The sequence below is a fragment of the Terriglobus sp. RCC_193 genome (genome assembly GCF_041355105.1).
GTDB lineage: Bacteria > Acidobacteriota > Terriglobia > Terriglobales > Acidobacteriaceae > Terriglobus.
In genome coordinates, this window is sequence record NZ_JBFUPK010000002.1 from 137,566 (window position 1) to 161,540 (window position 23,975).

Sequence of the window (23,975 nt, forward strand, 5' to 3'; positions counted from 1 at the left end):
CAAAGGAAAGCGGAGACGAGCAGCCAGCCTGTTCCCAGTAGAAGCTACTGCCCGCGAGGATCCGGCGAGGACGTCTTCGCAACCCGCGTCGTCACCGAACCGCTGCTCAAACCGCTGGTGTAGCGCGCCACACCTTTATAGATGGACTCCGCAATGCGTTGGCGATACTCCGGCGTCCGCAGTTGCGCGGCATCCCGAGGGTTCGTCACAAAGCTGATCTCCGTCAGGATCGACGGCATATTCGCGCCAATCAGCACCACAAACGGAGCCTTCTTCACGCCACGATCCTTCAAACCCTCATTGCCGCGATGCAGCCCTTCGAACAGCGATTTATCGATATCCGCCGCAAACTCACGCGACTCATCCAGCTTGTCTTTCAGCGTGATTTTCTTCACCAGGTCCGCAAGCTGATGTACTGATTGGTCGCTGACCGCGTTTTCACGGGCCGCAACGTCCAACGCATCCGGCTGCGAGGTGAAGTTCAGGTAATACGTCTCCACGCCACGGGCGGTCTCATCCTGCGAGCTATTCGCATGAATGCTCAGAAAGAGATCCGCCTCAGCCTTGTTCGCAATGGCGGTGCGCGTTTCCAGCGGGATGAATGTGTCATCGCTGCGCGTATAGATGACCTGCGCACCCAACTTATCCTGCAGCAGTTTACCCAGCTTCAGCGCCACATCCAGAACAACGTCCTTCTCCATGATGCCGCCCACGCCCAGCGTTCCGCTGTCGTGCCCACCATGCCCCGCATCAATCACGATGCGATTGATCTTCAACCCCAGCGCGCGCTGCAACGTCCGTGCGCCATCGGCAGTGGGCGCAGCCGCCTGTCCAGGCTCCGCAGCATCGACCGCCTTTTCATTCCGCTTGCCATTCTTGCGCATTGGCACAGGAATGTCGCCGGTACGCGCATCCGCCACCACAGCAATCGGCTTGCTCGTGGGCTGCGACGTCGCCTTCTGTGTATCAGGAGCCTTGCTCAAACCCGCCAGATCGCGACCGCTGCTGCGCGTGGCGACTGTGCTTGGAACCGCTGCAGTGTCTGCAGGCACGGGAGCCGGCGGCAGAGAAATGCCGGACGACATACCCGTCGGGCGATTCGCGTTATTCGCCGCACTTTGTGTCACCGTAGGCGCATGCAGCAGATCATCCCCACGTAGCTTGTCGCTCGGCAAAGTCGACGTAGCGGGAGGTGGAACAGCAGCAGCCGAACTCTTCGCACCGCCATGAATATCAATGATGAGTCGATACGGATTCGGCAGCAGAAACGCCGAATACTCCGTGACATCGTTCACATCCAGCACCACGCGGACCACGTCGTTCGCATACTGCGCCGCACGAATCTTCTTCAGAAATCCATCGTCGGTCACACTGAACGCCTTGCCGCTCAACTCCTGCGCCAACCGTGTTCCATGCAGATCGAAATAGATGCGATCCGGATTCGGCACACGCGCCGCTTCATACTGCACCTCGTCGCCCAGATCGATGGCCACGCGCGTATACGTGGGCGTGGACCAGTGCCGAATCGCCGATACCGTCGCCAATCCATTACGCGTATGCGTGGGAACATTCGCTGCAGCATCTTCCACTTCCGGCATACGCGCGGTCGGCTTCAATGCAGGCAACGTCGACGATTGCGTAGCCGCCGCATTCGCAGCGTCACGAATCTCATGCGGAACCGCCGTCGCAGAAACACCACTCGAAGCAGCACCACGCTGCGACCCGGCAGGCGCAGCCGCAACCTGTCTCGAACCGGAATCCGAAGCAACAGCCGACGGCAGCACACCTGCCTTCAGGCTCTTCAATGCAGCCTGCGCTTCATCCATGTGTGACGACTGCGGATACTCCTCCACAAAGGCCGAGTACTTCATCCGCGCCAGCTTCACATCATGCATATCGTTTGCGGCAACGTGCGCCTCTTCCAATAGTGCAAGGATGCGGAAGCTCGAGCGAGGATACTGCGTCCGCAGGAACTCAAATTGCCCAATGGCTGCGGTGAGCATCTTCGGCTCGCGCATCGTCGTGCCCTGATCGGCGAGCAGCAGGCCTACGTTATAGATGGACTCCGGCGCATGCACGTCCGCGGGATTGCCGTGATAGATGAGACGGTAGGCATCCATCACCGTCGTGTAGTCGTCGCGGGTGCGCTGCTCCGGCGGAATCGCCATCAACTGTTCGCGTGCTGCCTCGGCAATCTGCCACGGCGTCTGCTCTACAGCCTTCTTCCGTGACTTCTGCGTTGCAGCGGATGAGCTCGCAGACGTATGCGGTCTTTGCGCGACCGCGCCCAGGGCCAACGGCATCAGCAGGACTGCAGCGACAACGCAACGTGCGCCTCGAGATGGAGCGAAAGAAGCCAAACCGGCTCCAGTGTATCGAGGTCCTAACCTCTTCTCCGCGCCGAAAACCCGAAGGGTAGCTTCGCTGATTACCCTGAATAGCCATGCCGCTTCCTAACGGGAAGGCAAATTTCTCTGGCCAAAGATGTTGTAGTTGGCATACAACGGAGACGTTGACAGGCTGCGGCCGGGAGGCATGAGATGCCCGACACGAATATTCCTACTCCGCAAACACATGATCCGCAGGTGCATCCGCACCATCACCATTCACTGCACGAAGTGGTGGACGAGCTGAAGCATCGGATGCACGATGCCGGACATAAACTCAGCGATGTAAGCCACAAGATGGGCGATGCCGTTCTGCAAAAGCATGTTTCGCTCTGCAGCGTCTGCCACGTGGAACTGGCACCGGAAGATATGGCTCAGGGCTATTGCTCCGACAAGAATGCCTGCAGTTGCCGCGCCTTCTCCGCACGTTGTTTTTAGGTCGGAGAAAACGGATTTTCGCGACTTCGTGATCGGTGTTGCAGGGATACCCCCCTCCCCCCCTTGTTTTCCTAAATTCGTCTTTCTATTGGGTTTAGACGGTTTAGCGACTGTAAAATCGTCTGCCCATTGGGGTTAGGGGCAAAATCGTCTTTCTAAAAGAGTTAGGGCCGCATCCTCTGCGGCCCTACTTACTGCTCTATTTCTATTTTAAAGGTTTGGAGGAAATACCATGCCAACTCTATTTGTTTTGCTTTGTTCGGGTTAGGTGGGTTACGGGCTTGACAGGTTTCGGCCCGGTCGCCGAATGCTTTAGTTTTCTTCCACTACTGCCGCCGTAGGAGCGTTGGTCTTCACAGACTCAATGCCGTGATCACGCGCCGTAGTGGAACTGTAACTCTCGCTGGTGCCGATCACCTGGCTATTTCCAGCCAGCAGATTGAACCGAGGTTGGCCGGCCTTGTCCGTCAGTCGGTCAAAACGCTCATCCTTCTGCGCGTTTTCCTTGACAGATTCAATACCGTGCAAAGCACTCTCTTTTGCCGTGTAGTTCTGGCTTGTGAGAATGATTTCGCCGTTACCAGCCTTCAGGTTGAAGCGGTAGCCGCCGGACGATGTGGGTTTCAGTACAAACTTGCCTGCCATAAAACCTCCGCCGATACGATACCGCTACTCCGTTACAAAGGGAACACTTAGGCGATTAACCCTGCCACGGTATCTGGTACGGAGGCTAGTGCCGCATCCAGTTGCGATGGGTCGGTGCCGCCCGCTTCCGCGAGGTCCGGACGTCCGCCGCCCTTGCCGCCAACCTTTGCGGCTACCGCGCCGACGATTTTGCCTGCCTGCACCTTGCCTGTGAGGTCTTTGGTTACGCCTGCGATCAGCGCGACTTTTCCATCTTCCGTGGCAGCGCCCAGCACCACGACGCCCGAGCCGAGACGCGTGCGCAGCGTGTCGACGAGCGTGCGCATCTGGTTGCGGTCGAGGCCGCTGACCTTCTGCGCGAGCACCTTCACGCCCTTCACTTCCACCGCGGATTCGGCAGCGTTCTCCGTGGAGGCAGAGGCCGACTTCATGCGCGCCTGATCCAGTTCGCGGCGCAGCTTCTTCAACTCTTCTTCCTGCGCGGAGAGCTTTGCCTGGAAACCTTCGGGATCATTGGCGCCCACAAGTGTCGAAGCCATCTTGGCCAGCGCGAAGCCCTTGCGGAATTCCGACAACGAACCGGTTCCAGTGATCGCCTCAACACGACGGATGCCGCTGGAGACAGATGATTCACCCGTGAGCTTCAGCAAGCCAATCTCACCAGTGGCCAGCGTGTGTGTGCCGCCGCAAAGCTCGGTGGAGAAATCGCCAATCTTCACCACGCGCACCTTGTCGCCGTACTTTTCGCCGAAGAGCGCGGTCGCCTTGTACTCATTGATAGCCACATCGATGGGCACATCCACAAAGGTTTCCACCTTGGTGTTCGCCAGCACATGCTGATTGACGATGTCTTCAATCTCCTGCAACTCCTCATCCGCCACCTGAGCGAAGTGCGAGAAGTCAAAACGAAGGCGATTGCGATTGTTCAGCGATCCCGCCTGCTTCACATGCGTGCCCAACACCTCACGCAGTGCAGCCTGAATCAAGTGCGTGCCGGTGTGATTGCGCGTGGTCGCCGTGCGTTCCGCACCATCGACCACTGCATCCACACGATCACCCACGGCGATGGGACGCTTCACCGTTACCTTGTGCGCAAAGACTCCGGCAACAGGCTTGGTGCAGCCATGCACTTCAGCAATGGTCGAGGTGTGATCGGTCGGGAACAGCCAGCCGGTGTCGCCTACCTGACCGCCGCTGTCTGCATAGAAGCTGGTGCGATCAAGGACAACTTCGCCCGTATCGCCCGGCTGCAACACCTGTACGCCAACGCCATCCTTCACCAGAGCGAGCACTTCCGCACCATCGGCACGGAGGCCGGTATAACCAACAAACTCTGTCTTATCGAGCGAAGCGAATGCAGGCGATGCGGTCTTCTGCGATCCACCCTTCCATGAGGCGCGGGCGCGCTTTTGTTCTTCTTCCTTGGCGCGCTCAAAGCCGACCATATCGAACTCGATACCAGCGTCACGCGCAGCATCGGTCATGAAATCCAGAGGCATCCCAAACGTCTCATAGAGGGAGAATGCCTCACTTCCGAAGAAGTAATCCGGAGTGGAGTAGTCGTCCAGTATCTGACTGGCGAGATCCTGGCTTCGCTCGACATTCACGACTTCAAGCAACTCGGCCTCGAGCTTATCTTCTGGTCGCGTTTGGCCGGAAAAGAGGATGTGGAAGACGTTCTTGTGCAGCGTTGCCGCAAACTCTAATTCATCCGGAAATTTGAAGTTGAAGTATTCGACGTAGCGCGGATGTCCCTGTTTCACCGAACGCAACTCATCATCGAGACGTTTCGACCCGATAGAAAGTACCCGTGCAAACTGCTGCTCTTCCTGCAGAACCGTTTTCGCAACACGATCTTCCGCATCCAGCAATTCTGGATACGCAACCTTCATTTCGCCGACAACGGCGTGCACCATCTCGTGCATGAAGGGTTGCTCCTGACCAAGCAAACGTCCATGACGGATGCCGCGACGAAGAATCTTGCGCAGCACGTAACCGCGGCCTTCATTTGCAGGGTTTACTCCATCTGCGATGAGGAAGGTTGCAGCGCGGGCATGGTCTGCGATGATGCGCAGTGAAGCCGCGCCCTTGGCATCGCTGACCGAGCCTTCTTCCGCGTTCATCGCAGAGAAGCCCGTCAGACGAATCGCCGCATCAATCAACGGAACAAAGAGGTCGCTCTGATAGTTCGAGAGCTTGCCCTGCAGCACGCAGGAGATACGCTCAAGGCCCATGCCCGTATCAATCGACGGCTTGGGCAGCGGCGTGAGTTCTGGCAGGCCACCGGGCGTGATGTGACGGTCAAACTGCATGAAGACGAGGTTCCAGATCTCCATATAGCGCTGGTCGTCTTCGCCAAAGGGCTTGTCTTCGCCGGTCTCGCTGGCGGCAAGGCCAAGGTCAAAGTAAATCTCAGAGCATGGACCGCAGGGGCCGGTTTCGCCCATCTGCCAGAAGTTATCCTTCGCACCAAGCTGGTAGATGCGGTCCTTGGGGACGCCTGCTTCGATCCAGAACTGCTCGGCCTCATCATCGCGCGGCGTCTGCGCGTCGCCCTCGAAGATGGTGACGTAGAGCTTCGACTTATCGATGCCGAACCACTCATCGGACGTGAGCAGTTCCCACGCGAAGGCGATGGCGTCCTTCTTGAAGTAGTCGCCGAAGCTGAAGTTACCCAGCATCTCAAAGAAGGTGTGGTGACGACGCGTGAAGCCCACGTTCTCCAGATCGTTGTGCTTGCCGCCGGCGCGGACGCACTTCTGCGAGGTGGTGGCGCGCGAATAGCTGCGCACATCCGAGCCAAGGAAGACATCCTTGAACTGGTTCATGCCCGCGTTGGCAAAGAGCAGCGTGGGGTCGTTGTGCGGCACGAGCGACGACGAGTGGATGCGGCGATGGCCCTTGCCCTCAAAAAACCGCAGAAAATCTTCGCGAATCTGGCTTCCGGAACGGTATTGCATAGCCTATAAAGTCTAGCAGCGGAAACAGAAATGATGGCATGTACTACAATTATCAAAGGAGATTCTATGCGACATATTTCCTTACGCGAAGCAAATCAGCGTCTCTCTGCCTGTATCGCCGAGGTGGAGCAGGGCGAACATTTCGTGGTGGAGCGCAGAGGTATTCCCGTTGCACAGATCATCCCGTTCCCCACATCGGGTGCCTCAGCGGATCGTGAGAAAAAGCTGAAACGACTTCTGGAGATGCTGGACCGTGGCCTTCCTTTAGGCGGTGAGAAGTTCCCTTCGCGCGACGAGCTGCATGAGCGCTGAACGTTACACGCTGGATGCCAACATTATTTTCTACGCGCTGGACGCAGACGCCTCACGCAAACACATGATCGCGCAAGCGCTGCTGCATGCCGCGCTTCGCAACGATTGCGTTCTTACCCTGCAGGCACTCGCCGAGACATACCACGCGATCAGCCGGAAGGCACCGTCGCGCGTGGAAGAAAGCTCTCACATACTGGAAGACCTTGCTTCATTTGTCCCCGTAGTCCATGCGGACTTTAAAGCATTCACTGATGCCATGCATGGGCAGCGCACACGGCGAACGCAGTTCTGGGACACCATGCTTTGGGCCACAGCAAAGAAGCACGGTTGCAAGATCATCCTTACGGAAGATGCGCAGGATCGCCCCCAAATTGGAGGTGTTCGATATCTTGATCCGTTCCGTGCATCCTCTTCTGAACTACAACCATTCCTCTGAACCACTCAACTGCATGTCATACGATGAAGGCAACAACAGGAGTTGATGGCTTTCATGGAACTATCGCGGCGGATGTTTGTAGGCAGTGCATTGGCAACCGGCATAACAGCCGCAACGCAGACGAAAGGCACCGGCGCGCCTGCAAAGTTTGGGCCTATGCCGACGCTGCGCCAACTCCGTTGGCAGCGGATGGAAACCACCGCATTCCTGCACTTCACCGTGAACACCTTTACCGGGCGCGAGTGGGGGCTGGGCGACGAAGACCCCAACATCTTTAACCCCACCGAGTTCAACGCAGACAGCATCCTGCTGACGCTGAAGCAAGGCGGCATCAAGGGCGTGATTCTGACCTGCAAGCACCATGACGGCTTCTGCCTGTGGCCCACCAAGGCCACCGATCACAACATCAGCAAGAGTAAGTTCCAGAACGGCAAGGGCGACATTGTCCGCGACATCTCCGCTGCGGCGAAGAAGCATGGGCTGAAGTTTGGCGTCTACGTGTCGCCGTGGGACCGGAACAACGCCGCATATGGCAAGCCCGAATACCTGAAGGTTTATCGCCAGCAGATCACCGAGTTGTTGACGCAGTACGGCCCCATCTTCGAAGTGTGGTTCGACGGCGCGAACGGTGGCGATGGCTATTATGGCGGTGCGCGCGAAAAGCGCACCATCGACAAGCACACGTACTACGGCTGGGAAGAAACCTGGGCACTGGTGCGCAAGCTGCAACCCCATGCCGTGATCTTCAGCGATGCCGGTCCGGACATTCGCTGGGTGGGTAATGAACGTGGCATTGCCGCCGAAAATTGCTGGAGCACGGTCACTCTGCTTAGCGAGCATCATGACGCCACGGCCGTTCCGGGCGATGTGGACACCAAGCTCTCTGGCGCGGGTTCTGCGGATGGCAAAGAGTGGATTCCGGCGGAGTGCGATGTCTCCATCCGCAAGGGCTGGTTCTATCACCCGGAAGAGAAGCCGAAATCTGCCGAGACGCTACTCGATATTTATGAGAAGTCCGTGGGCCGCGGTGCGGGGTTATTGCTCAATATCCCGCCAGATACGCGTGGCCTGATCGCCGATGCGGACGCGGATGTGCTGTACGCGTTTGCAGCTCGCGTTCAGAAGATATTCGCCACCAACCTGCTGCGCGGCGCGAAGCTGACGGCGTCGAACGTGCGGTCAGCTGGCTATTCCCCGGCGAAGCTGGTGGACAGCCTGGCGGACAGCTACTGGAGCACCACCGACAGCACGCTGGATGGCTCTGTCACAGCGAAGTTCGCGAACAGAACGGAGTTCAACCTGTTCCGCCTGCGGGAAGAGATCGCCCTTGGTCAGCGCGTGCGCGAATTCCAGTTGGAGATTCGCGACGGCAGCGGGCCGTGGGTGCGGGTGGCCTCGGGTGAAAGCATTGGCAACTGTCGCATTGTGCGGCTGGAAGCGCCTGTTCAGGCAAGCGAAGTTCGGTTGAGCGTTCGCTGTGCGGCGCCCGTTGCGCTGAGTGAATGGGGCTGTTTCCTGAATCGGGAATAGCTCGCCCGAAGTTTGAAATGCCGGGCAATGCCGCGGAATCTCGGCAGATTGTTGCATTGTTGAAGTGCTACACTGTGCCCTCTGCCTGTCTGTATTCGGGGCGGCGTTTTTCGCGGCTTCGTGACGACAGTATTTCTGCCGCCTTTGAACGCATGGACCGACGGACATTATTCACGGTGCAGGCCGGTCTGCTGCTCTTTTTGGGCGGCGTCATTTTTGCGTCCTCGTATTTTCAGTCACGAAACCGCCGCGACAAAGGTGCCGCGTGGTTTGCCGCAGCCTATTTCTGCGCCGGACTGGGGCTTGGGCTGCAGGCATATCGCGACTTTATCCCTGCTATTTTCAGCATCCTGTGTGGCAACGGGCTGTTCCTGATGTTCGGTCCGCTGACAAACCGGGCCCTTGCCAAAACCACCGACCAGAAGCATGACTATTTCATTCTGCTGCTGCTGCTGAACGCAGCTACGCTGATAAATTACGCCTACTACACGTGGTGGCAGCCCAACGTATTGCTTCGAACCATTGAGGCCGTTCCCATTGTCGCGGTTATGTACTTAGCCTGCGTCGACCTGATTTTGCGGAACAAGGACGAAATCATCCGCCCTGCCATGCGGGCCATGGTCGCGTGTTTCATCCTGCAGGCGCTGCCAAACTTTGTCCGCATCGGCTTGGCCTGGAAGTATCATGTCGCGGATGCGTGGTACGCCTGGAGCGGCATCATTACCATCGCGGGCCTGGCTCTCAGCTACCTGTGGGTTGGCAATCTGCGGATGCATGCCGAGCTGGAGCGCACGGCTATGACCGATCCGCTGACAGGCCTGTTCAATCGGCGCGCCCTGGACGTGTTTGCCATCCGCGAGCTGGAACGTGCCCGCCGCCGTGATCTGCCGTGCTCCGCGCTCATGATGGATGTGGACCGCTTCAAGCAGATCAATGATGGTCTGGGCCATGCCGCGGGCGACGCTTCTCTATGTGCTGTCGCGGACACGCTGCTGAAGACACTGCGTCTTACCGATATCGCCACACGTCTTGGTGGCGACGAGTTCTTCGTTCTGCTGCCAGACTGCGATGAAACTCATGCGGGCGAAATCGTAATGAGACTGAAGTCAGCCATCAGCGCACTGCACTTGAAGACCATGAGCGAAGTGGAATTCACCATCACCGCCAGCATTGGCTGCATCACCCTGCGCGGACAGAACGCTACGCTGGAAGAACTGCTCCACGGCAGCGACGTCATGCTCTACCGCGAAAAGCAGGCCTCGCGCTCGGAAACCACCTCCGAAATGAAGCCGCAACCTGTCGCTGTGACCATTCCACGCCGCGCACAGCCTTACAACGCGTAGCCTAACGCGTCTCATAAGCAGAAGTAACAAACCATACGATTGACACTTTTCCCTGACGGGCCGGAAGATAGAGCGGTTGTACTGTGCAGCCTTGCTTCTTTGCCTGCTCCCTCCTGGTCTGTCTCCCCATGGAAAGCCTATTGATCTACCGCATGTACGGTTTGCTGCTCCTCTCCACGGGTTTTGCTGTGGCGATGCTTTATCGCGCAATCCAGACGCAAAAGATCGATCGTTCCGCATACTGGATTGCCGCAAGCTGTTGCTGCGGCGGCGCAGGTCTGGTGGCCCTGAGCACCACTTCGAACGTGCTTCACTGGATTGGCATCATCCTCTTCGTTGCCACACCTTCCCTTTTGCACGTTGCCATAGGCTCTGCCACACGGCAGAGCACGCGCCGGACGCTTCCATGGATGGCCGGCATCGCCACAGTCTGCTTCCTGTGGACTGTCATTCTGAACATCATGTTCCCCGACTGGATCCTGCGACGTGCGCCGGCCATTCTTTCCATCCCGTTCATGCAGGCAGGAAACATCTGGTTTCTGTTGCGCCACAAGGACAGCCCCACGCGACTGGCGAATATCGCCATGGCCCTCTTTCTGTTTCTGCATATTGTGGTCTTTGCGCTGCGCAGTGACGACATCCTTATGGATGCTTCCCATGAACGCTGGCTGACCTATGCGGGCATGACCATCGTGGTGGGATTAGGTGGCAGCTTCCTGGGCATGGAGGCCCTGCGTTCCCGCCACGAAATGGAACGCCTTGCCATGACTGACCCCCTGACTGGACTGCTGAACCGGCGTGCGCTGGAGGTGGTGGCGCACCGCGAATTGCAGCGGTGCATTCGCCTGGACAAATCCTGCTCCGCCCTGATGATGGATATCGACCGCTTCAAGGAGATTAACGACGCCATGGGCCATGCCGCGGGCGACGCAGCGCTGCGGGCCGTGGCGGAGGTTCTGCAATCCATGCTCCGCCCGACCGATGCTGTCATTACCCGGCACGGCGGCGATGAGTTCTTCGTTCTACTGCCCGAATACGGCGAAGACAACGCTGAATGGATCGCGAACCAGATCCGGCAGGGCGTTGCTGAATGCAGATTGCTCGCCGTGGACGACACGCCTTTTCGCATCCAGGTCAGTATCGGGGTGACCACCTGTTCCAAACATGACATGACGGTGCAAGACCTTCTGCACGCCAGCGACATCCTCCTCTATCGCGAGAAGCAGATCAGCCGCAGCCAGGAAGCCGCAATGCTTTTGAAAGATCAGCGCGCAGAAGGCGGCGCCCACGTCCATCCTTCCAACGCATAAGCGGGATCGCGCGGCTGCCTGAGGCTGTAAAACAACTCTCGATGTTGCGCCATCACCATGCAGGAAATCAGAGCATCAAACGCGTCTTCGCTGGCCTTCGCCTGTGCCATCGCTGTTGGCCCCAGCCGTGAATACGCCGCATCTTCCTTACGCTTGCGCGCCAGATACGCAGATCGCGCCACCATGTTCGATTTGTGTACGGGGCCGGTGTTCAACCGCGAATACATCTCCACCACCAGCGGCTCACCTGCCCTGGGGCGGTCAAACGGCCATATGCGAAAACCAGCTTCATGCAGTCGTTGCAATGTCTTCATGCCGCGCAATGAGGCCGTCCCTACCGAACCCGAGCCGCCGATCTGAAACACGGACTTCGGCGTAATGCCTTTCACACGCAGCGCCCGCTCCTCCTCAGGAATGTGCGCTGCCAGCTTGCAATCAATGTCTGTTGCGCGCAGCATCCGATGTAACTGCTCGCCGCTGAAGTCCGCGGGACGTTTGTGAGGTTTGCCCCAGAAGCGGCGGTCTTCGTTCTCGCGCGACAGCCATCGCTCACCGTGCTCTGCCACCACATGCCAGAACTCCGGCGCAGTGGTGACACCCACCTCGCGCAGGAACCACGCGGGAAAGCTGAAGCAGAAGTCGAACCCCACCACCATTGCAGGATCTTTCTTCGCCTGTGAAATCAGCCATTCCGCAATCTCGTCGCGGGTTCTGCCGCTCTCCACCCGTACCTTTCCTTCGCGCCATGTTGCGGCAACAATGTGACGGCGCTGTCCGGCCGTGTCCACACGTCCTGACCAGTCAATCGCGATGATGGTGGAGGGCTGCATCCTTCTGCTTGGATGCAGCTCAGGCCAGATCGTCCGAGGCATCCGCTTCGGCACGGTCCAGAGCTTCTTCGCCGCTCTTCAAACTTCGCAGCACCGCAAAGATCGCCTTAGAAGAAAAGCCCGCTGCCGTTAACCGGCGCAGAACACGCGCTGTACTTTTTTCATCCGTCGGCGTGGCGATGCGTCGCCGTTCCAGATGCTGCCGCACCAGTGCCTGTTCATCCACGCCTTCGTAGGCCTCATCCAGCGTGGTTTGAATTACTTCTGACGCAATCCCCTTGGCCTGCAGATCCTGCTGCACACGTCGCCGTCCGAAGCTCCGATTCTCCTGTCGCAGCCGCGTGAAATCCGCTGCAAAACGATCGTCGGAGAGGTAGCGCAGCTCCTGCAGCTTTGCCAGCACCCAGTCCACCGCTTCCGCCCCGGACGGCCCCGGTTCAGCCCGATCGGACAGCTTGCGGCGCAGGTCGCGAACACTTTGCATCCGTGCGCCAAGCGATTTCAGCGCGTACTCCATCAACCGATCCCGGTCCAGCGGTGGGCGTGTGCCACGTTGACGTCCGAATGCCATGAAAGAAAGATTAGCAAGTGGTATGACCATTGGGGGACTCTGTGTATAAAATGGGCATCCGCAAGGAGAAATTATGCTCACGCGCCGCGAATTTTCCCGCAACGCCGTCGCCACTGCCGCCGGTCTTGCTTTCACCACCACCGCAAACAGCTATGCACGCATTCTGGGCTCCAATGACCGAGTGAACGTGGCGGTGATCGGCCTCAACAGCCGCGCCTACGCGCACCTGAGCAGCCTGAAGACAAACCAGTCCGCCGTCAACATCACGCATGTCGTCGACGTGGATTCCAAGATCCTGGCCAAGTATGCCGCCGCCACCGAGAAGGATTTCGGTGTTGCGCCCAAGGCAGACAAGGACTTCCGCAAGACGCTGGAGCAGAAGGATGTGGACGCCATCACCATTGCCACGCCTGACCACTGGCACACGCCGCTGGCCATCTACGGCCTGAAGGCAGGCAAGCACGTCTACGTCGAAAAGCCCTGCAGCCAGAACCTCCACGAGACTGAGTTGCTGATCGCCGCGCAGAAGAAGTACGGCAAGGTCGTCGTGATGGGCAACCAGCAGCACTCCTCTGACTACACGCGTGACATGGTGGAGCAGGTACGGGGTGGCAACCTGATCGGTCGCGCGTACTACGCCAAGACCTGGTACACCAACGAGCGCAAGAGCATTGGCGTGGGCAAGCCCATTCCCGTGCCGGACACGCTCGACTGGAACCTGTGGCAGGGACCGGCTCCGCGCCAGGCGTACAAGGACAACATTCACCCGTACAACTGGCACTGGTTCCACGTCTGGGGCACAGGTGAGGCTCTGAACAATGGCACTCATGAACTCGACGTTGCGCGCTGGTTCCTGGATGTGAAGTATCCGCAGCGCGTCTCCGTATCGGGTGGTCGCTATCACTTCAAGGACGATTGGGAATTTTATGACACCCTCAACGCCAGCTTCGAATACGACAACAAGCTGATCGAGTGGGAGTGCCTCTGCTGCAACCATCTCCGTTACTGGGGACGTGATCGTGGCACCGCCGTGGTTGGCACGGAAGGCACCGTCATCATTGATCGCGACGGCTACGAAATCCACGACCTGAAGGGCAAGACCGTGAAGGAGTGGAAGGTGCCCAAGGCTGGCAAGACCAGCAGCATGGACACCGTGGGCCGCGACAGCATGACCGACGTCCACTTCAAGAACTGGCTCGACTGCATCAAGGACAGCAGCACGAAGCAGGACCAGCCGATTGAAGATGCGGCACGCTCCGTGGGCACGCTGCTGATGGCCAACGTGGCTTATGACCTGAAGAAGGAACTGAAGGTGAACCCGGAGACGGGCACCTTCGTCAACGACCCCGCCGCAACGGCAAAGCGCAAACGCACCTACGAAAAAGGCTGGGAGCCGACGGTCTAACTGTCACTTGCTGTATTGAAACGGCCCGGCGAAAGCCGGGCCGTTTTGTTGAGGATGACGCTTCCATCAGTCATATCGTAAGGTGAAAAGCAACAGCCGCTGGCATTGACCAGCGGCTGTTGTTTTCTTCGGGGATATCGGATTACGCCGAGTATCCCATCTCTTCCAGCACCTTGCGCTCGTAAGCGATGCTCTTGGTCACGCCCGGCATCGGGTCCTTGCCGTTGATCTCATATTCCAGATCGACGCAGCCCTGATACTTGATTTTGATCAGCGTTTCGAAGATTTGCTTCACCGGCATAATGCCTTCGCCCACGGCTACCTGGCTGTCCTTCTTGTCCTTCTCGGCCAGATCCTTCATGTGGATGCAGTAGAGGCGCGAGCCGACTTCCTTGATCGTCTCGGGGACATCCTTGCCTGCGCGCATCGTGTGACCTACGTCCACGCAGAAGCCCACACGCTTATCCAGCTTGCCGATCTTCGCGAGAATGTCCTGTGGCGATGGCCATTCCTTGTCTTCCGGTCCGTGATTGTGGATGGCCAGCTTGATGTCGTACTTCTTCACAAAGCTTGCCACACGTTCCAGAGCCGCATGCGAGGGTGCTCCGATAATGATCGGGAAGCCCGCAGCCTTGGCATAGTCAAACTTCGCCTTGATGTCCTCGTCCTCATCCTTCTGGAAGTAGATGGTGCCACCGCCAGTGATCACAAGGCCCTGGCTGCGATACCAGTCGGCATTCTTCTTCACCTCATCCAGCGGTCCCATAGGCAGGTGAAAATCCTTCAGGTTGATGTTCTTCAGGTTCAGCTGGTGCATGAAGTCCACAAGCTGTTGTGGCTGCTTGAACTCGCGGAAGGTATAGCTGGCAATGCCCAGCCGGATGGGCGAAGGCTTCGGCGCCATTGCGGAAAGAAAACGCGGTGTTGCGGACGTCGCTGCAGCAAGACCAAGCCCTTTGAGAGCGGTGCGACGCGTAAACGTACGATGCGACATGATTCGTTCTCCTAACTAACAACTTTCGGTTTCTGGAAAAATCTATGCCTGATCCAACTTGACCCACTTCGCCTGTTTCTGCGCGCGCACCACCAGTTCCGCAGCAAGCAACGCCTGCGCCTGATCCTGCGCGGTGTGCGTGCGATGCACCACGTCCGAAACAAACTGGCGACCGAACGGCAGATCGACATTGTTGCAGTCGATAAATTTCTGCTCTGTGCCGTTGACCATGAACAGGTTGTTGCCTGCCTTGTTCACGCCCACATTGGTGTACTTGCGCACTTCGATGTAGCCCTTGGTGCCCAGGATGAAGAGGCGGCCATCGCCCCACGTTCCCAGCCCATCCGGCGTGAACCAGTCGAGGCGCACATAGCCGAAGCCCTTATCGCCGCGCAGCACCATGTCACCGAAGTCCTGAAACTTGGGATGTTCCGGATGCGCAATGTTGCTGATCTGCGACTCGACAACCTCTGCCGATGTAGAGCCGGTGTAATAGAGAAACTGCTCCACCTGGTGTGAGCCGATATCGCACAGGATGCCGCCGTACTGCTCCGGTACCCAGAACCAGTCCGGACGCGGATCAGCGCCACCGTTGCCCGCATTCGTCGCTCCGCCCTGCACGATCTGGTGCGGCGCAATGTTGATGGTCTGGATCACGCGACCAATCTTGCCCTGCTTCACGAGTTCGCCCGCGTACACAGCGGCTTTTACTTCCAGCAGTTCGCTGTACAGGATGGCGTAGATGCGGCCGGTTTCCTTCACCGTTTTGCGGATGGCTTCCACCTGCTCCAGCGTGGTGGCACCCGGCTTGTCCGAAAGGAAGTCTTTGCCTGCCTTCATGGCGCGGATGCCCAGCGGCGCACGCTCATTCGCAATAGTGCTGCTCAGTACAAGCTGAATGCTCTTGTCGTTCAGAATCTCTTCTTCGCTGTGCGCCTGCTTCACATTGGGAAAGGCTTTGGCAAACCGTGCAACCTTATTCGGCTCTGCACCATGCCATGCCACCAGCTTGCCGCCGCCGCGAATGATCGCGCCTACCATGCCGTAGATGTGGTCATGGCTCATGCCGCAAACGGCGAAGTTGATGCTCTCAGCGGAAGCCGGAACCTCTTGTTTCGGCACCACTTCGTGCTGCACATTCGACTGGCCGCCTTCAGCGAATGCCATTACGTCCGACATGGCTCCCAGCATTCCCATCGCGCCTGCGCGACGGAAAAATTCACGACGATTGACAGACTCGTTCGCACTCACTTTGTATTCACTCCAGGGTAGATACCGTGCCAAAAGACGTATCCACGTTACACCGGCGCAACAAAGTACGCCAGTAGTGGTCCGTCCACGTCAAACTATACAAAGATGAGGAGTGGTGTGCGAATGCGGTACGTGTTGGCAGGTGTAATAGCAGGGCTCTTAATGGCGACCACCGCAGGCGCGCAGAGCGGCCTGGGCAAACTGGATACCTCGCAGCCCACCGGCATGACGCCGGAACAGATCATTGCAGAGATGGGCAAGAAGGAATCGCAGTTCGTGAAGGCTCGCGACAACTATACCTTCCGCCAATCCGTCGTGATGCAGAGCATCAACGACGACAACGGCAAGCCCGACGGCGAGTATCGTCAGGTGACGGACATCGGTTTTGATAAAGACGGTAAGCGCAACGAGACCGTCGTCTTCGCTCCGCAGAACACCCTGGAACGCGTGATCCTGGACGCGTATGACCTGGAAGACGTGGCAAAGCGCATCCCGCTGGTGCTGACCACGGAAGACCTGCCGAACTACGACGTGAAGTACGTGGGCAAACAGAAGGTGGACGAACTGGACACGTATGTCTTCGACGCCAGTCCGACGAATGCTGACTTCAAGCATCGTTACTTCGAAGGCCGCGTCTGGGTCGATCAGAAGGATCTGGAGATTGTGATGATCAATGGCAAGAACGTGCCTGACGACATCAAGCACGGCCACTTCTCCATCCCCTTCACCACGTATTACGAACAGGTGGATACGGTGAACTGGTTCCCCACTTACACGCGCGCCGATGGCACCGTACACTTTGCCGCCAGCAAAGATGGCCCGGCCAACGACATTCACATGCGTAACACGGTGAAGTACACCGACTACCGCCGTTATCGCTCGTCAGCGCGCATCATCTACAACGGCCAGGACATCACCAACGAGAGCAAGCCGGAGAAACAGCAGAGCGAACCGCCAAAGCAATAACGCATCCGTGATGCACCACACGGCGTAATGTCGATCGACATTACGCCGTTAACTTTGGTAGCAGTTCGGACAGCCGCAAACGATAGTCAGCCAGCGCTGCGTTCGTGTGTATCTCATAGCGATGCGTCAGCTCAGCCTTGCGCCCGTGGAAGTTCATCGACAGTTGCTGCAGCAGCAGCCAGTCATGCCAGTGGCCACCGGCCTCCTGCACCGCCTCAAATCGCTCCGCAGCCGCGCGAACCGGTGTTCCTTCCGGTGCTATCTCCACCATGTAACGGCACAGTTTCGCTGCCTTGCGAATGGCATGGAGCGTATCTTCATCCAACCGTTCCAGTCGCCGCTGCAACTGCGTGTGCTCATCCTCGCCTTTGCGCGGACGCTGCGCACGCAATACAGGCTTCACGCGCGCGACAAAGAACTCCTCTGCATGTTCCAACAGTGCGGCTGGAGCTAAGGCGCGACGACGGGCAGGCTTGATCGTCTGTTCCAGTTCGCGCAGAGAGGCCGCCAGATCCTGCTCTTCATCCTTCAGCACCGCCACCAGCTTTTTCGCTTCGCCCTCGCGCTGCGCCTCCAGATGTTTGCGCAACTTCTTTGCCTGCCTGCGCACCGCATCGCCCGTACTGCCACTGTGTACGGCAGCCTTCTGCGGTGCATCCAGCGCAATCATGCTGGTCTGCACATCCAGATCACGCACCTCACCTGCGGCACGGCGGATGCGCCGCAAACGCTGCATCACCGCCTGGGCTTCAGAACGGTGTTCGGGCAGACGCATGGGATGATCGCCGTGGCCCAGCAGTTCCAACAACTCCAGATGCGCCTGCACACGACGCGTGGTTGTTCGCAGCCTGTGGACTGCGCCCACTTCTGTGGACGTGATGGCAACCAGTAGCGCCGCATCCAGAGCAACGACCTGTTCCTTCAACGCCTTGACTGGTTGCAGGCGCGTCGTATTCGTTCGCGTAGTAACCGGCATCGTTACTATGAGATGCGTAAGCTGGCACAGACGCATCTCTTTCCGCCCATTCCAGGCACGGATTCAGCCCTGTTCGAAACGCGAACCGCTATAGATTTAAACGTCGCGGTTCGATCCAAACAGCAGCCACAGAATCACCAGCAACAAAATCAAACTGATGCCGCCGCCACCGTAATACCCAATGCCGGGGCCCATGTAGTAGCCACCGCCTCCGAAAATCAGAAGCAGAACAATCAGAAGAACGATCAACATTGCGTCACCTCAGAGCAATTTTCGTAAAGCAAAGTTGCGGGTTGAGATGCACGTTGATGCAACAGGGTGTATCAGAATGCCGGATTGTTCCAAGCGGCGGGCTGAGATGACGTACCCGGCATTCTGTCCTGCGAGATGAGCAACCTTTTAGAAGTGATAGGTGAGATCACCTGCAACGATGAACTGCGTGTGCTTGGTCCCCAGGTCATAGGCGGCCAGATCGTAGGAGTGTTCCAGACGCACTTCCGGACGGAAGAGAACCGTTGACCCGATCCACATGCCGTAACTCACCAGGTGTTCAGAATACTTTGTTGCAAAGCCGGTTCGCTGACCTTTGATGTCGTCAAGGAACTCATTGCGGATGGAGAGATACCGATGCGCGCTGAACTCATGCTCCAGGTAATTCACCACTGCTACCTCCGGTGCGAAACAGGTACGTTCGCCCGCGGAGCAGAAGGCACCGTTTGCCCCTGTCTCTGTGGGTAGCGGGTTCGCCACGTTCCCGCCAATGTTCGGCACCTGACGCTCGTACATGAACCATGTCTCGGTATCGGTATGCCAGGTGGCATTGATGCGGTGGTACCAGGTCTCGTAGTAACCCTGCACGTTGTTGTACGCATACTTGCCGTCGTTGACGGAGTTGGCGCAGGTATAGAGTGCATCGCCGCCCTTGTGCCACGTGTAATTCACGCAGGCCGTCAGGGTAGGCTTGGCATCCTTGGTCCACGGCGCCACGTCGTTGCCTGCGGATAGCCCAGCCTGCACCAGCCAGTGGTCGGAGAGCTTGATGCTGGCTATGATGCCGGTCTGAGTGTAGGGGTCGACCCCATAGAGCAGTGAGTGCGAGTAGGTGTAGTTGTTCGGGGCGAGCTGGGCCTCGATGTCGGGCAGCGAGATGTAGCGGCCCATCCGGATGTTCATCCCCTTGGCGACTTTGGGGATGTAGAGGTCGACGTAGACCATGACGGGGTCGTAGCCGTTCTGGTGGTTGCGCGCCAGTAGCTGCTGCGACAGGATGCCCTTGGCGGTGGTGAAGCGATAGTCCTGACCGTAGAGCTGGGCAACGCGGAAACCCCAGTCGACATGGTCCGTCTGCACTGTGTCCGGCAGGCGCTCAATGTACAGCACGGCCTGGTCGGCGGTGATGCGGTTGGGGCTGTAATAGTACGCGGCCGGAGCGTTTGCGCCGTCGCCCTTGTTGGAGGTGGAGACGTTGAAGCCGCCATTCAGCCAGCCGTAGACCTTGATACGCGAGCGGTTCTGGTTGATGGCCTGCATCAGGCTGTAGGTCTGCGTGTCCGGCGCGCCGATGACAGGCGTTCCCCCAACGGAGTAATCACTGGAGGGAAATGGGGGTGAGTCCAATGGCGCCGGATAACCACGGCGCGCGGGCGCGGGAGCAGATGCCGCAGCGGGCGAAGGATGCCAGTCCTGCCAGTACGCATCGCCAAGACGCTGGAAGAAGTTGCGGTCCGGTTGCTGTCCGGAGGATTGAACCTGCGAGTAAAGCTGAGCCGGAACTGTGAGAGCAAGTGTGAACAATGAATAAGCTACGAAACGCATCGTTTTCCTCACTCTTGAGTAGAGAGCGAGAGGCTGTAGGAAATCTGTAAAGAAGGCATCAGGAATTCGTAAAGGATTTTGTAGGTCAGCAAGACGATCCGAGAACGTGTCAAACGATTTGGATTGTTAACTATCCTTCCTACCGTCAACATGCCTCGCAGGCAACCAGGAGGTGAAAGGAGCAGGATCGCAATCAGTGTCCAGGAGGCTGTGCGGTGATGGCCCCTCCCCCCCTCCCCCTGTTCTTGCAAAATCGTCTTTCTATTGGAGTTACGTCTACGGGCCCATTAAAATCGTCTTTTGATTGGGGTTAGGGGCAAAATCCTCTTTCCAAAAGACTTAACGCCGGACGATGGTGGAGGTGGTGGAATGGAATGCCCTTCTTCCAGAGTAGTTCGCCGGAGAAGGAAACATGCCAACAAATCAGGGACTTAAATGACTGTTTCTGCTGGGGTTGTTCAGCTCAGCAGATAGCTGAGGGGTTGACAGTGTTTGCTGCGGTCAAGCCGCGGCATTCTTCAGACACGACGCGAAGTTGCAGTCTTTAGCCATCACCAGGAACACAAACAGAGCCCGGACTCTGCATCCAACCGTGCAGGTGAAAACTGCATGGCGACCGTAGCAGAAGTTCTGATTGAGACTCTTGTCCAAGTGGGTGTGAAACGCGTGTATGGTCTACCGGGGGACTCGCTGAATGCGGTCACCGATACCATCCGCAAGCGCAACGACATTCAATGGGTGCATGTGCGGAACGAGGAAGCCGCAGCCTTTGCCGCGGGCGCTGAAGCGCATCTGACGGGCGAGATCACCGTTTGCGCGGGAAGCTGCGGCCCCGGCAATCTGCACTTTATCAATGGGCTTTACGATGCGCACCGCAGCCGTGTTCCGGTGCTGGCGCTGGCCGCGCAGATACCAACAATCGAAATCGGGACGGGGTATTTTCAGGAGACTTCGCCAACGCACCTGTTCAAAGAGTGCAGCCACTACATTGGCGAGGTAAATGAGGCAGACCAATTGCCGCGGGTGCTGGGTATTGCCATGCGCACGGCGATTGCGCAGCGTGGCGTGGCAGTGGTGGTGCTGCCGGGCAACATTGCGTTGGCAGAGGCCACGGCTGCAGCACACGCGCTGGGCTTCAGCCGGAATGATGCGCGTGTGGTTCCAGGCGAGGAGAGTCTGGAGAAGGCTGCCGAGATTCTGCTCCATGCCCGGCGCGTTACGATCCTGGCCGGTGCCGGATGCAAAGGTGCCCATAAGGAACTGTTGGCGCTGGCAGAGCAGTTGCAGGCACCGATTGTGCATGCGCTGCGCGGCAAAGAGTTCGTGGAATACGACAATCCTTACGACGTTGGCATGACCGGGTTGCTGGGCTTTTCGTCGGGCTATCGCGCGATGAAGCGTTGCGACGCGATGCTTGCACTGGGTACGGATTTTCCCTATACGCAGTTCTATCCAGAGGGTGCAAAGAAGATTCAGGTAGACGTGCGCGGCGAACAGATCGGTCGGCGCACGACTGTGGACGTTGGTCTCATCGGCACAGTGAAGGAAACCATCGAGGCGCTGCTGCCACTGCTGGACAAGAAGAAAAAGAATTCGTCGCATTTGAAGAGCTGCCTGGAACACTACAAGGACACGCGCAAGGACCTGGATGAGCTGGCCGTGGGCAAGCCGGGGTCGTCGCCGCTGCATCCGGAGTTCGTAGCGAAGGTGCTGAACGAAATGGCGACCGATGATGCTGTGTTCACAGTGGATGTTGGTACGCCAAGCATCTGGGCTGCGCGCTATCTCAAGTTCAATGGCAAACGGCGACTTATAGGCTCATGGGTGCATGGCACCATGGCGTGCGCGTTGCCGCAGGCGCTGGGTGCGCAGGCGACGTTTCCCGAGCGACAAGTGATATCGATGTCTGGCGATGGCGGGCTGGCGATGCTGATGGGAGAACTGCTGACCGCAGTGCAGAACAAACTGCCGGTGAAGATCATCGTCTTCAACAACCAATCGCTTGCGTTCGTTGAAACAGAGATGATGGCCGCAGGCATTGTGCCATTCGGCACCGATCTGCGGAATCCTGACTTCTCGACTGTTGCGACTGCCTGCGGTCTACTGGGCGTTCGCGTGGAACAACCAGAGCAGTTGCGTGCCGCCCTGGACCAGGCATTTGCTTATCCGGGACCTGCATTGGTGGACGTGCTGACCGCGCGACGGACACTCTCAATGCCGCCGACGATCAGTGCACAGCAAGCGATGGGATTCGGACTCTACCTGTCGAAGGCTGTGCTCAATGGACGTGGCGATGAGGTCGTTGATTTGGCGAAGACAAATCTGCTGGACAGGATTCTGGGCGACTAACTACCTCGCCTTGCGTGGCTGTGAGCCCGATTGATGTTTCATTTCCGGAGAGGGGTCCCCCTCCCCCTTGTTTTTCAAAATCGTCATTTCATTGGGGTTACGGAGCCAGTTCCGCTAAAATCCTCTACCCTTTGGGGTTACGGGTAAAATCGTCTATCCATGGGACTTAGCGATTTTCACCCCATGAATATCTGAGATGGCTATTTCTATTGTAATGAGCCAAGCAGGGCAATCATGCCAACAAATTTGGCCAGTTATGTGATTGATGGGGATAGGGTTATGTTGATTTCAGGCGTGCGGCGGGGTTGACAGATGTCGCTGCGCGGCCAGCCGCAGGAAGCTGAGGAGCGCGGCGCGGAACGGTTGGCTCCTGTGTGCTGCGTGGGCCGCGCATTTGGGGATGAGGGCGAAAAACGCATGTGAGGCGGAGTGCGGATACAACGAAGAAGGAACCGGCCAGCGAGAAGGTTGCCGACACGTCTGAGCAGCGGGGCTGGCTGTACGGCGTTGCCTTCCTGCTGCGACCTGGGCTGATCTTGCCGTTTTATGAGTTGTTCACGTCGCTCGGCAGCGGCGCGCTGGGATTACTGATCCTGTTCTGGGGCATGCAGTACGCATGGAACGTCTTGGCTAAACCAACGGTGGATTTGGATGGACCGTTTGCTATGACGGTACTGTAAAGCTAACCGCTGTGATTAAGATTTGCTAGACAAGTGCCTATACTCGAATCTAAGTTGTTTAGATCTAGGAGTTCGACGTGAGTTCGTTCCCGATAGTCGCCGACATTACTGCCCCCCTTAAAGATTTCCTTGCTGATGCTCCAGCTCAGATAAAGCCCTATCTCAAGCGTGGCTTCACAGCTTTGGGCTCGCTGACAGATAAACAAGTGACGATCCTGGCAGACTTGATGAAGGAAAGCGTCGACCAGTCTGGCGAGGTTGACATCGAAGATCTATCTTCTAAAGTCGGAATCGAACCAGAAGTTGCCAACGTCTTGACGACTGCAACTTCCTTGCTCATAGCGCTTACCCTGTCAAGGGAAGAAGAGCCTGATGCGATTGCCACCGAACTTCTAGATTCCGGACTGGCCAATCCCGAATGCCGCGAGGTGGTGACAAGGCTTCTCCAGTCGCTTCACGATGACAAAGGTTCCATAAAACATTCTTCTGAGTTGAATGACTTGGCGAACGACATTTTGCCATCGTTCAAATCATTTGAAACCACGCTTGACATGCGACTTCGATTTAAGGGTAGCGAAATCGATCTCTTTGTTCCCGTGATCGTTGCTAGTCTCAGAACTGATTTCAGCCGAAGCAACAGCTTCTTCCAAATGACGAAATCGGATGTGTCCAGACTGATCGAGCAGCTTGAGAAGCTAAGAAACCAAATTGAGGCTGCGGAAAGATGGATTCAAAAAGCCTAGTGATTTTTTGGCTCATGAGAGTTGGGGCGACCGC

21 protein-coding genes are annotated in these 23,975 nt (G+C 57.6%); 11 read left to right on the forward strand and 10 right to left on the reverse strand.

All coding sequences use genetic code 11. The features are described from left to right. Window positions 1-44 precede the first annotated feature (44 nt). Window positions 45-2,303 carry an N-acetylmuramoyl-L-alanine amidase gene (locus AB6729_RS09230; RefSeq protein ID WP_371081322.1) on the reverse strand — a complete coding sequence of 753 codons (2,259 nt, stop codon included), beginning with the start codon at window positions 2,301-2,303 and terminating at the stop codon, window positions 45-47. A 237-nt stretch (window positions 2,304-2,540) separates the two neighbouring features. Here AB6729_RS09230 and AB6729_RS09235 point away from each other — a divergent pair, with 237 nt between their 5' ends. Further along, entirely contained in the window at window positions 2,541-2,825 is a 285-nt protein-coding gene (locus AB6729_RS09235; protein ID WP_371081323.1) for a hypothetical protein, read from the forward strand. A gap of 312 nt (window positions 2,826-3,137) precedes the next feature. Here the strand turns inward: AB6729_RS09235 and AB6729_RS09240 are convergent, their stop codons facing one another. Further along, a complete protein-coding gene (locus tag AB6729_RS09240) occupies window positions 3,138-3,470 on the reverse strand; it encodes a YegP family protein (RefSeq protein ID WP_371081324.1) in 333 nt (110 codons plus the stop codon). Between the two features lie 47 nt (window positions 3,471-3,517). Then, window positions 3,518-6,430 (reverse strand): alanine--tRNA ligase, encoded by a 2,913-nt coding sequence (gene alaS / locus AB6729_RS09245; RefSeq protein WP_371081325.1) that lies wholly within the window; start codon window positions 6,428-6,430, stop codon window positions 3,518-3,520. Between the two features lie 66 nt (window positions 6,431-6,496). Here alaS and AB6729_RS09250 point away from each other — a divergent pair, with 66 nt between their 5' ends. From AB6729_RS09250 to AB6729_RS09270, 5 genes are all read left to right on the forward strand, one after another. Further along, window positions 6,497-6,742 carry a type II toxin-antitoxin system Phd/YefM family antitoxin gene (locus tag AB6729_RS09250; protein ID WP_371081326.1) on the forward strand — a complete coding sequence of 82 codons (246 nt, stop codon included), beginning with the start codon at window positions 6,497-6,499 and terminating at the stop codon, window positions 6,740-6,742. Continuing rightward, window positions 6,732-7,178: a PIN domain-containing protein gene (locus tag AB6729_RS09255; protein WP_371081327.1), complete on the forward strand. Its 447-nt coding sequence runs from the start codon at window positions 6,732-6,734 to the stop codon at window positions 7,176-7,178. The genes AB6729_RS09250 and AB6729_RS09255 overlap by 11 nt, the downstream gene beginning before the upstream one ends. Before the next feature lie 45 nt (window positions 7,179-7,223). Beyond that, the gene (locus AB6729_RS09260; RefSeq protein ID WP_371081328.1) at window positions 7,224-8,708 is read left to right on the forward strand and encodes an alpha-L-fucosidase; all 1,485 of its coding nucleotides are present in this window, start codon (window positions 7,224-7,226) and stop codon (window positions 8,706-8,708) included. Between the two features lie 152 nt (window positions 8,709-8,860). Continuing rightward, window positions 8,861-10,051 carry a GGDEF domain-containing protein gene (locus AB6729_RS09265; RefSeq protein ID WP_371081329.1) on the forward strand — a complete coding sequence of 397 codons (1,191 nt, stop codon included), beginning with the start codon at window positions 8,861-8,863 and terminating at the stop codon, window positions 10,049-10,051. A gap of 140 nt (window positions 10,052-10,191) precedes the next feature. Next, on the forward strand, window positions 10,192-11,361 hold the full coding sequence (locus AB6729_RS09270; RefSeq protein ID WP_371081330.1) for a GGDEF domain-containing protein: 1,170 nt from the start codon (window positions 10,192-10,194) through the stop codon (window positions 11,359-11,361). On the opposite strand, the gene AB6729_RS09275 is transcribed toward AB6729_RS09270, so the two are convergent. Then, on the reverse strand, window positions 11,316-12,191 hold the full coding sequence (locus AB6729_RS09275) for a hypothetical protein (RefSeq protein ID WP_371081331.1): 876 nt from the start codon (window positions 12,189-12,191) through the stop codon (window positions 11,316-11,318). The two genes, AB6729_RS09270 and AB6729_RS09275, sit on opposite strands and share 46 nt — an antisense overlap. A 19-nt stretch (window positions 12,192-12,210) precedes the next feature. Then, window positions 12,211-12,762, reverse strand: a complete 552-nt coding sequence (locus AB6729_RS09280) for a regulatory protein RecX (RefSeq protein ID WP_371081332.1) — start codon at window positions 12,760-12,762, stop codon at window positions 12,211-12,213. Between the two features lie 73 nt (window positions 12,763-12,835). On the opposite strand from AB6729_RS09280, the gene AB6729_RS09285 reads away from it, so the two are divergent. Beyond that, complete coding sequence (locus AB6729_RS09285) at window positions 12,836-14,167, forward strand: Gfo/Idh/MocA family protein (RefSeq protein ID WP_371081333.1); 1,332 nt, start codon at window positions 12,836-12,838, stop codon at window positions 14,165-14,167. Window positions 14,168-14,309: 142 nt separating this feature from the next. Here AB6729_RS09285 and AB6729_RS09290 read toward each other — a convergent pair whose 3' ends face one another. Beyond that, complete coding sequence (locus tag AB6729_RS09290) at window positions 14,310-15,161, reverse strand: sugar phosphate isomerase/epimerase family protein (RefSeq protein ID WP_371081334.1); 852 nt, start codon at window positions 15,159-15,161, stop codon at window positions 14,310-14,312. Window positions 15,162-15,203: 42 nt separating this feature from the next. Then, window positions 15,204-16,445, reverse strand: a complete 1,242-nt coding sequence (locus tag AB6729_RS09295) for a Gfo/Idh/MocA family protein (RefSeq protein ID WP_371081335.1) — start codon at window positions 16,443-16,445, stop codon at window positions 15,204-15,206. 129 nt (window positions 16,446-16,574) lie between these two features. Between AB6729_RS09295 and AB6729_RS09300 the strand changes: the two genes are divergently transcribed. Further along, window positions 16,575-17,378, forward strand: coding sequence for a hypothetical protein (locus tag AB6729_RS09300; RefSeq protein WP_371081336.1), 804 nt, complete (start codon window positions 16,575-16,577; stop codon window positions 17,376-17,378). 40 nt (window positions 17,379-17,418) lie between these two features. Here the strand turns inward: AB6729_RS09300 and AB6729_RS09305 are convergent, their stop codons facing one another. The 3 genes from AB6729_RS09305 to AB6729_RS09315 all read right to left on the reverse strand — a co-directional run bounded on the left by AB6729_RS09305 (window position 17,419) and on the right by AB6729_RS09315 (window position 20,169). After that, on the reverse strand, window positions 17,419-18,390 hold the full coding sequence (locus tag AB6729_RS09305; RefSeq protein WP_371081337.1) for a CHAD domain-containing protein: 972 nt from the start codon (window positions 18,388-18,390) through the stop codon (window positions 17,419-17,421). Between the two features lie 60 nt (window positions 18,391-18,450). Beyond that, complete coding sequence (locus tag AB6729_RS09310) at window positions 18,451-18,606, reverse strand: DUF3309 domain-containing protein (protein WP_371081338.1); 156 nt, start codon at window positions 18,604-18,606, stop codon at window positions 18,451-18,453. Window positions 18,607-18,753: 147 nt separating this feature from the next. Then, on the reverse strand, window positions 18,754-20,169 hold the full coding sequence (locus tag AB6729_RS09315; RefSeq protein ID WP_371081339.1) for an outer membrane beta-barrel protein: 1,416 nt from the start codon (window positions 20,167-20,169) through the stop codon (window positions 18,754-18,756). Between the two features lie 609 nt (window positions 20,170-20,778). Here AB6729_RS09315 and poxB point away from each other — a divergent pair. The 3 genes from poxB (at window position 20,779) to AB6729_RS09330 (ending at window position 23,941) form a co-directional block, all read left to right on the forward strand. Continuing rightward, complete coding sequence (poxB, locus tag AB6729_RS09320) at window positions 20,779-22,518, forward strand: ubiquinone-dependent pyruvate dehydrogenase (RefSeq protein ID WP_371081340.1); 1,740 nt, start codon at window positions 20,779-20,781, stop codon at window positions 22,516-22,518. 419 nt (window positions 22,519-22,937) lie between these two features. Next, window positions 22,938-23,198, forward strand: coding sequence for a hypothetical protein (locus AB6729_RS09325; protein ID WP_371081341.1), 261 nt, complete (start codon window positions 22,938-22,940; stop codon window positions 23,196-23,198). Between the two features lie 77 nt (window positions 23,199-23,275). Continuing rightward, a complete protein-coding gene (locus AB6729_RS09330; RefSeq protein WP_371081342.1) occupies window positions 23,276-23,941 on the forward strand; it encodes a hypothetical protein in 666 nt (221 codons plus the stop codon). The last annotated feature ends 34 nt before the right edge of the window (window positions 23,942-23,975 follow it).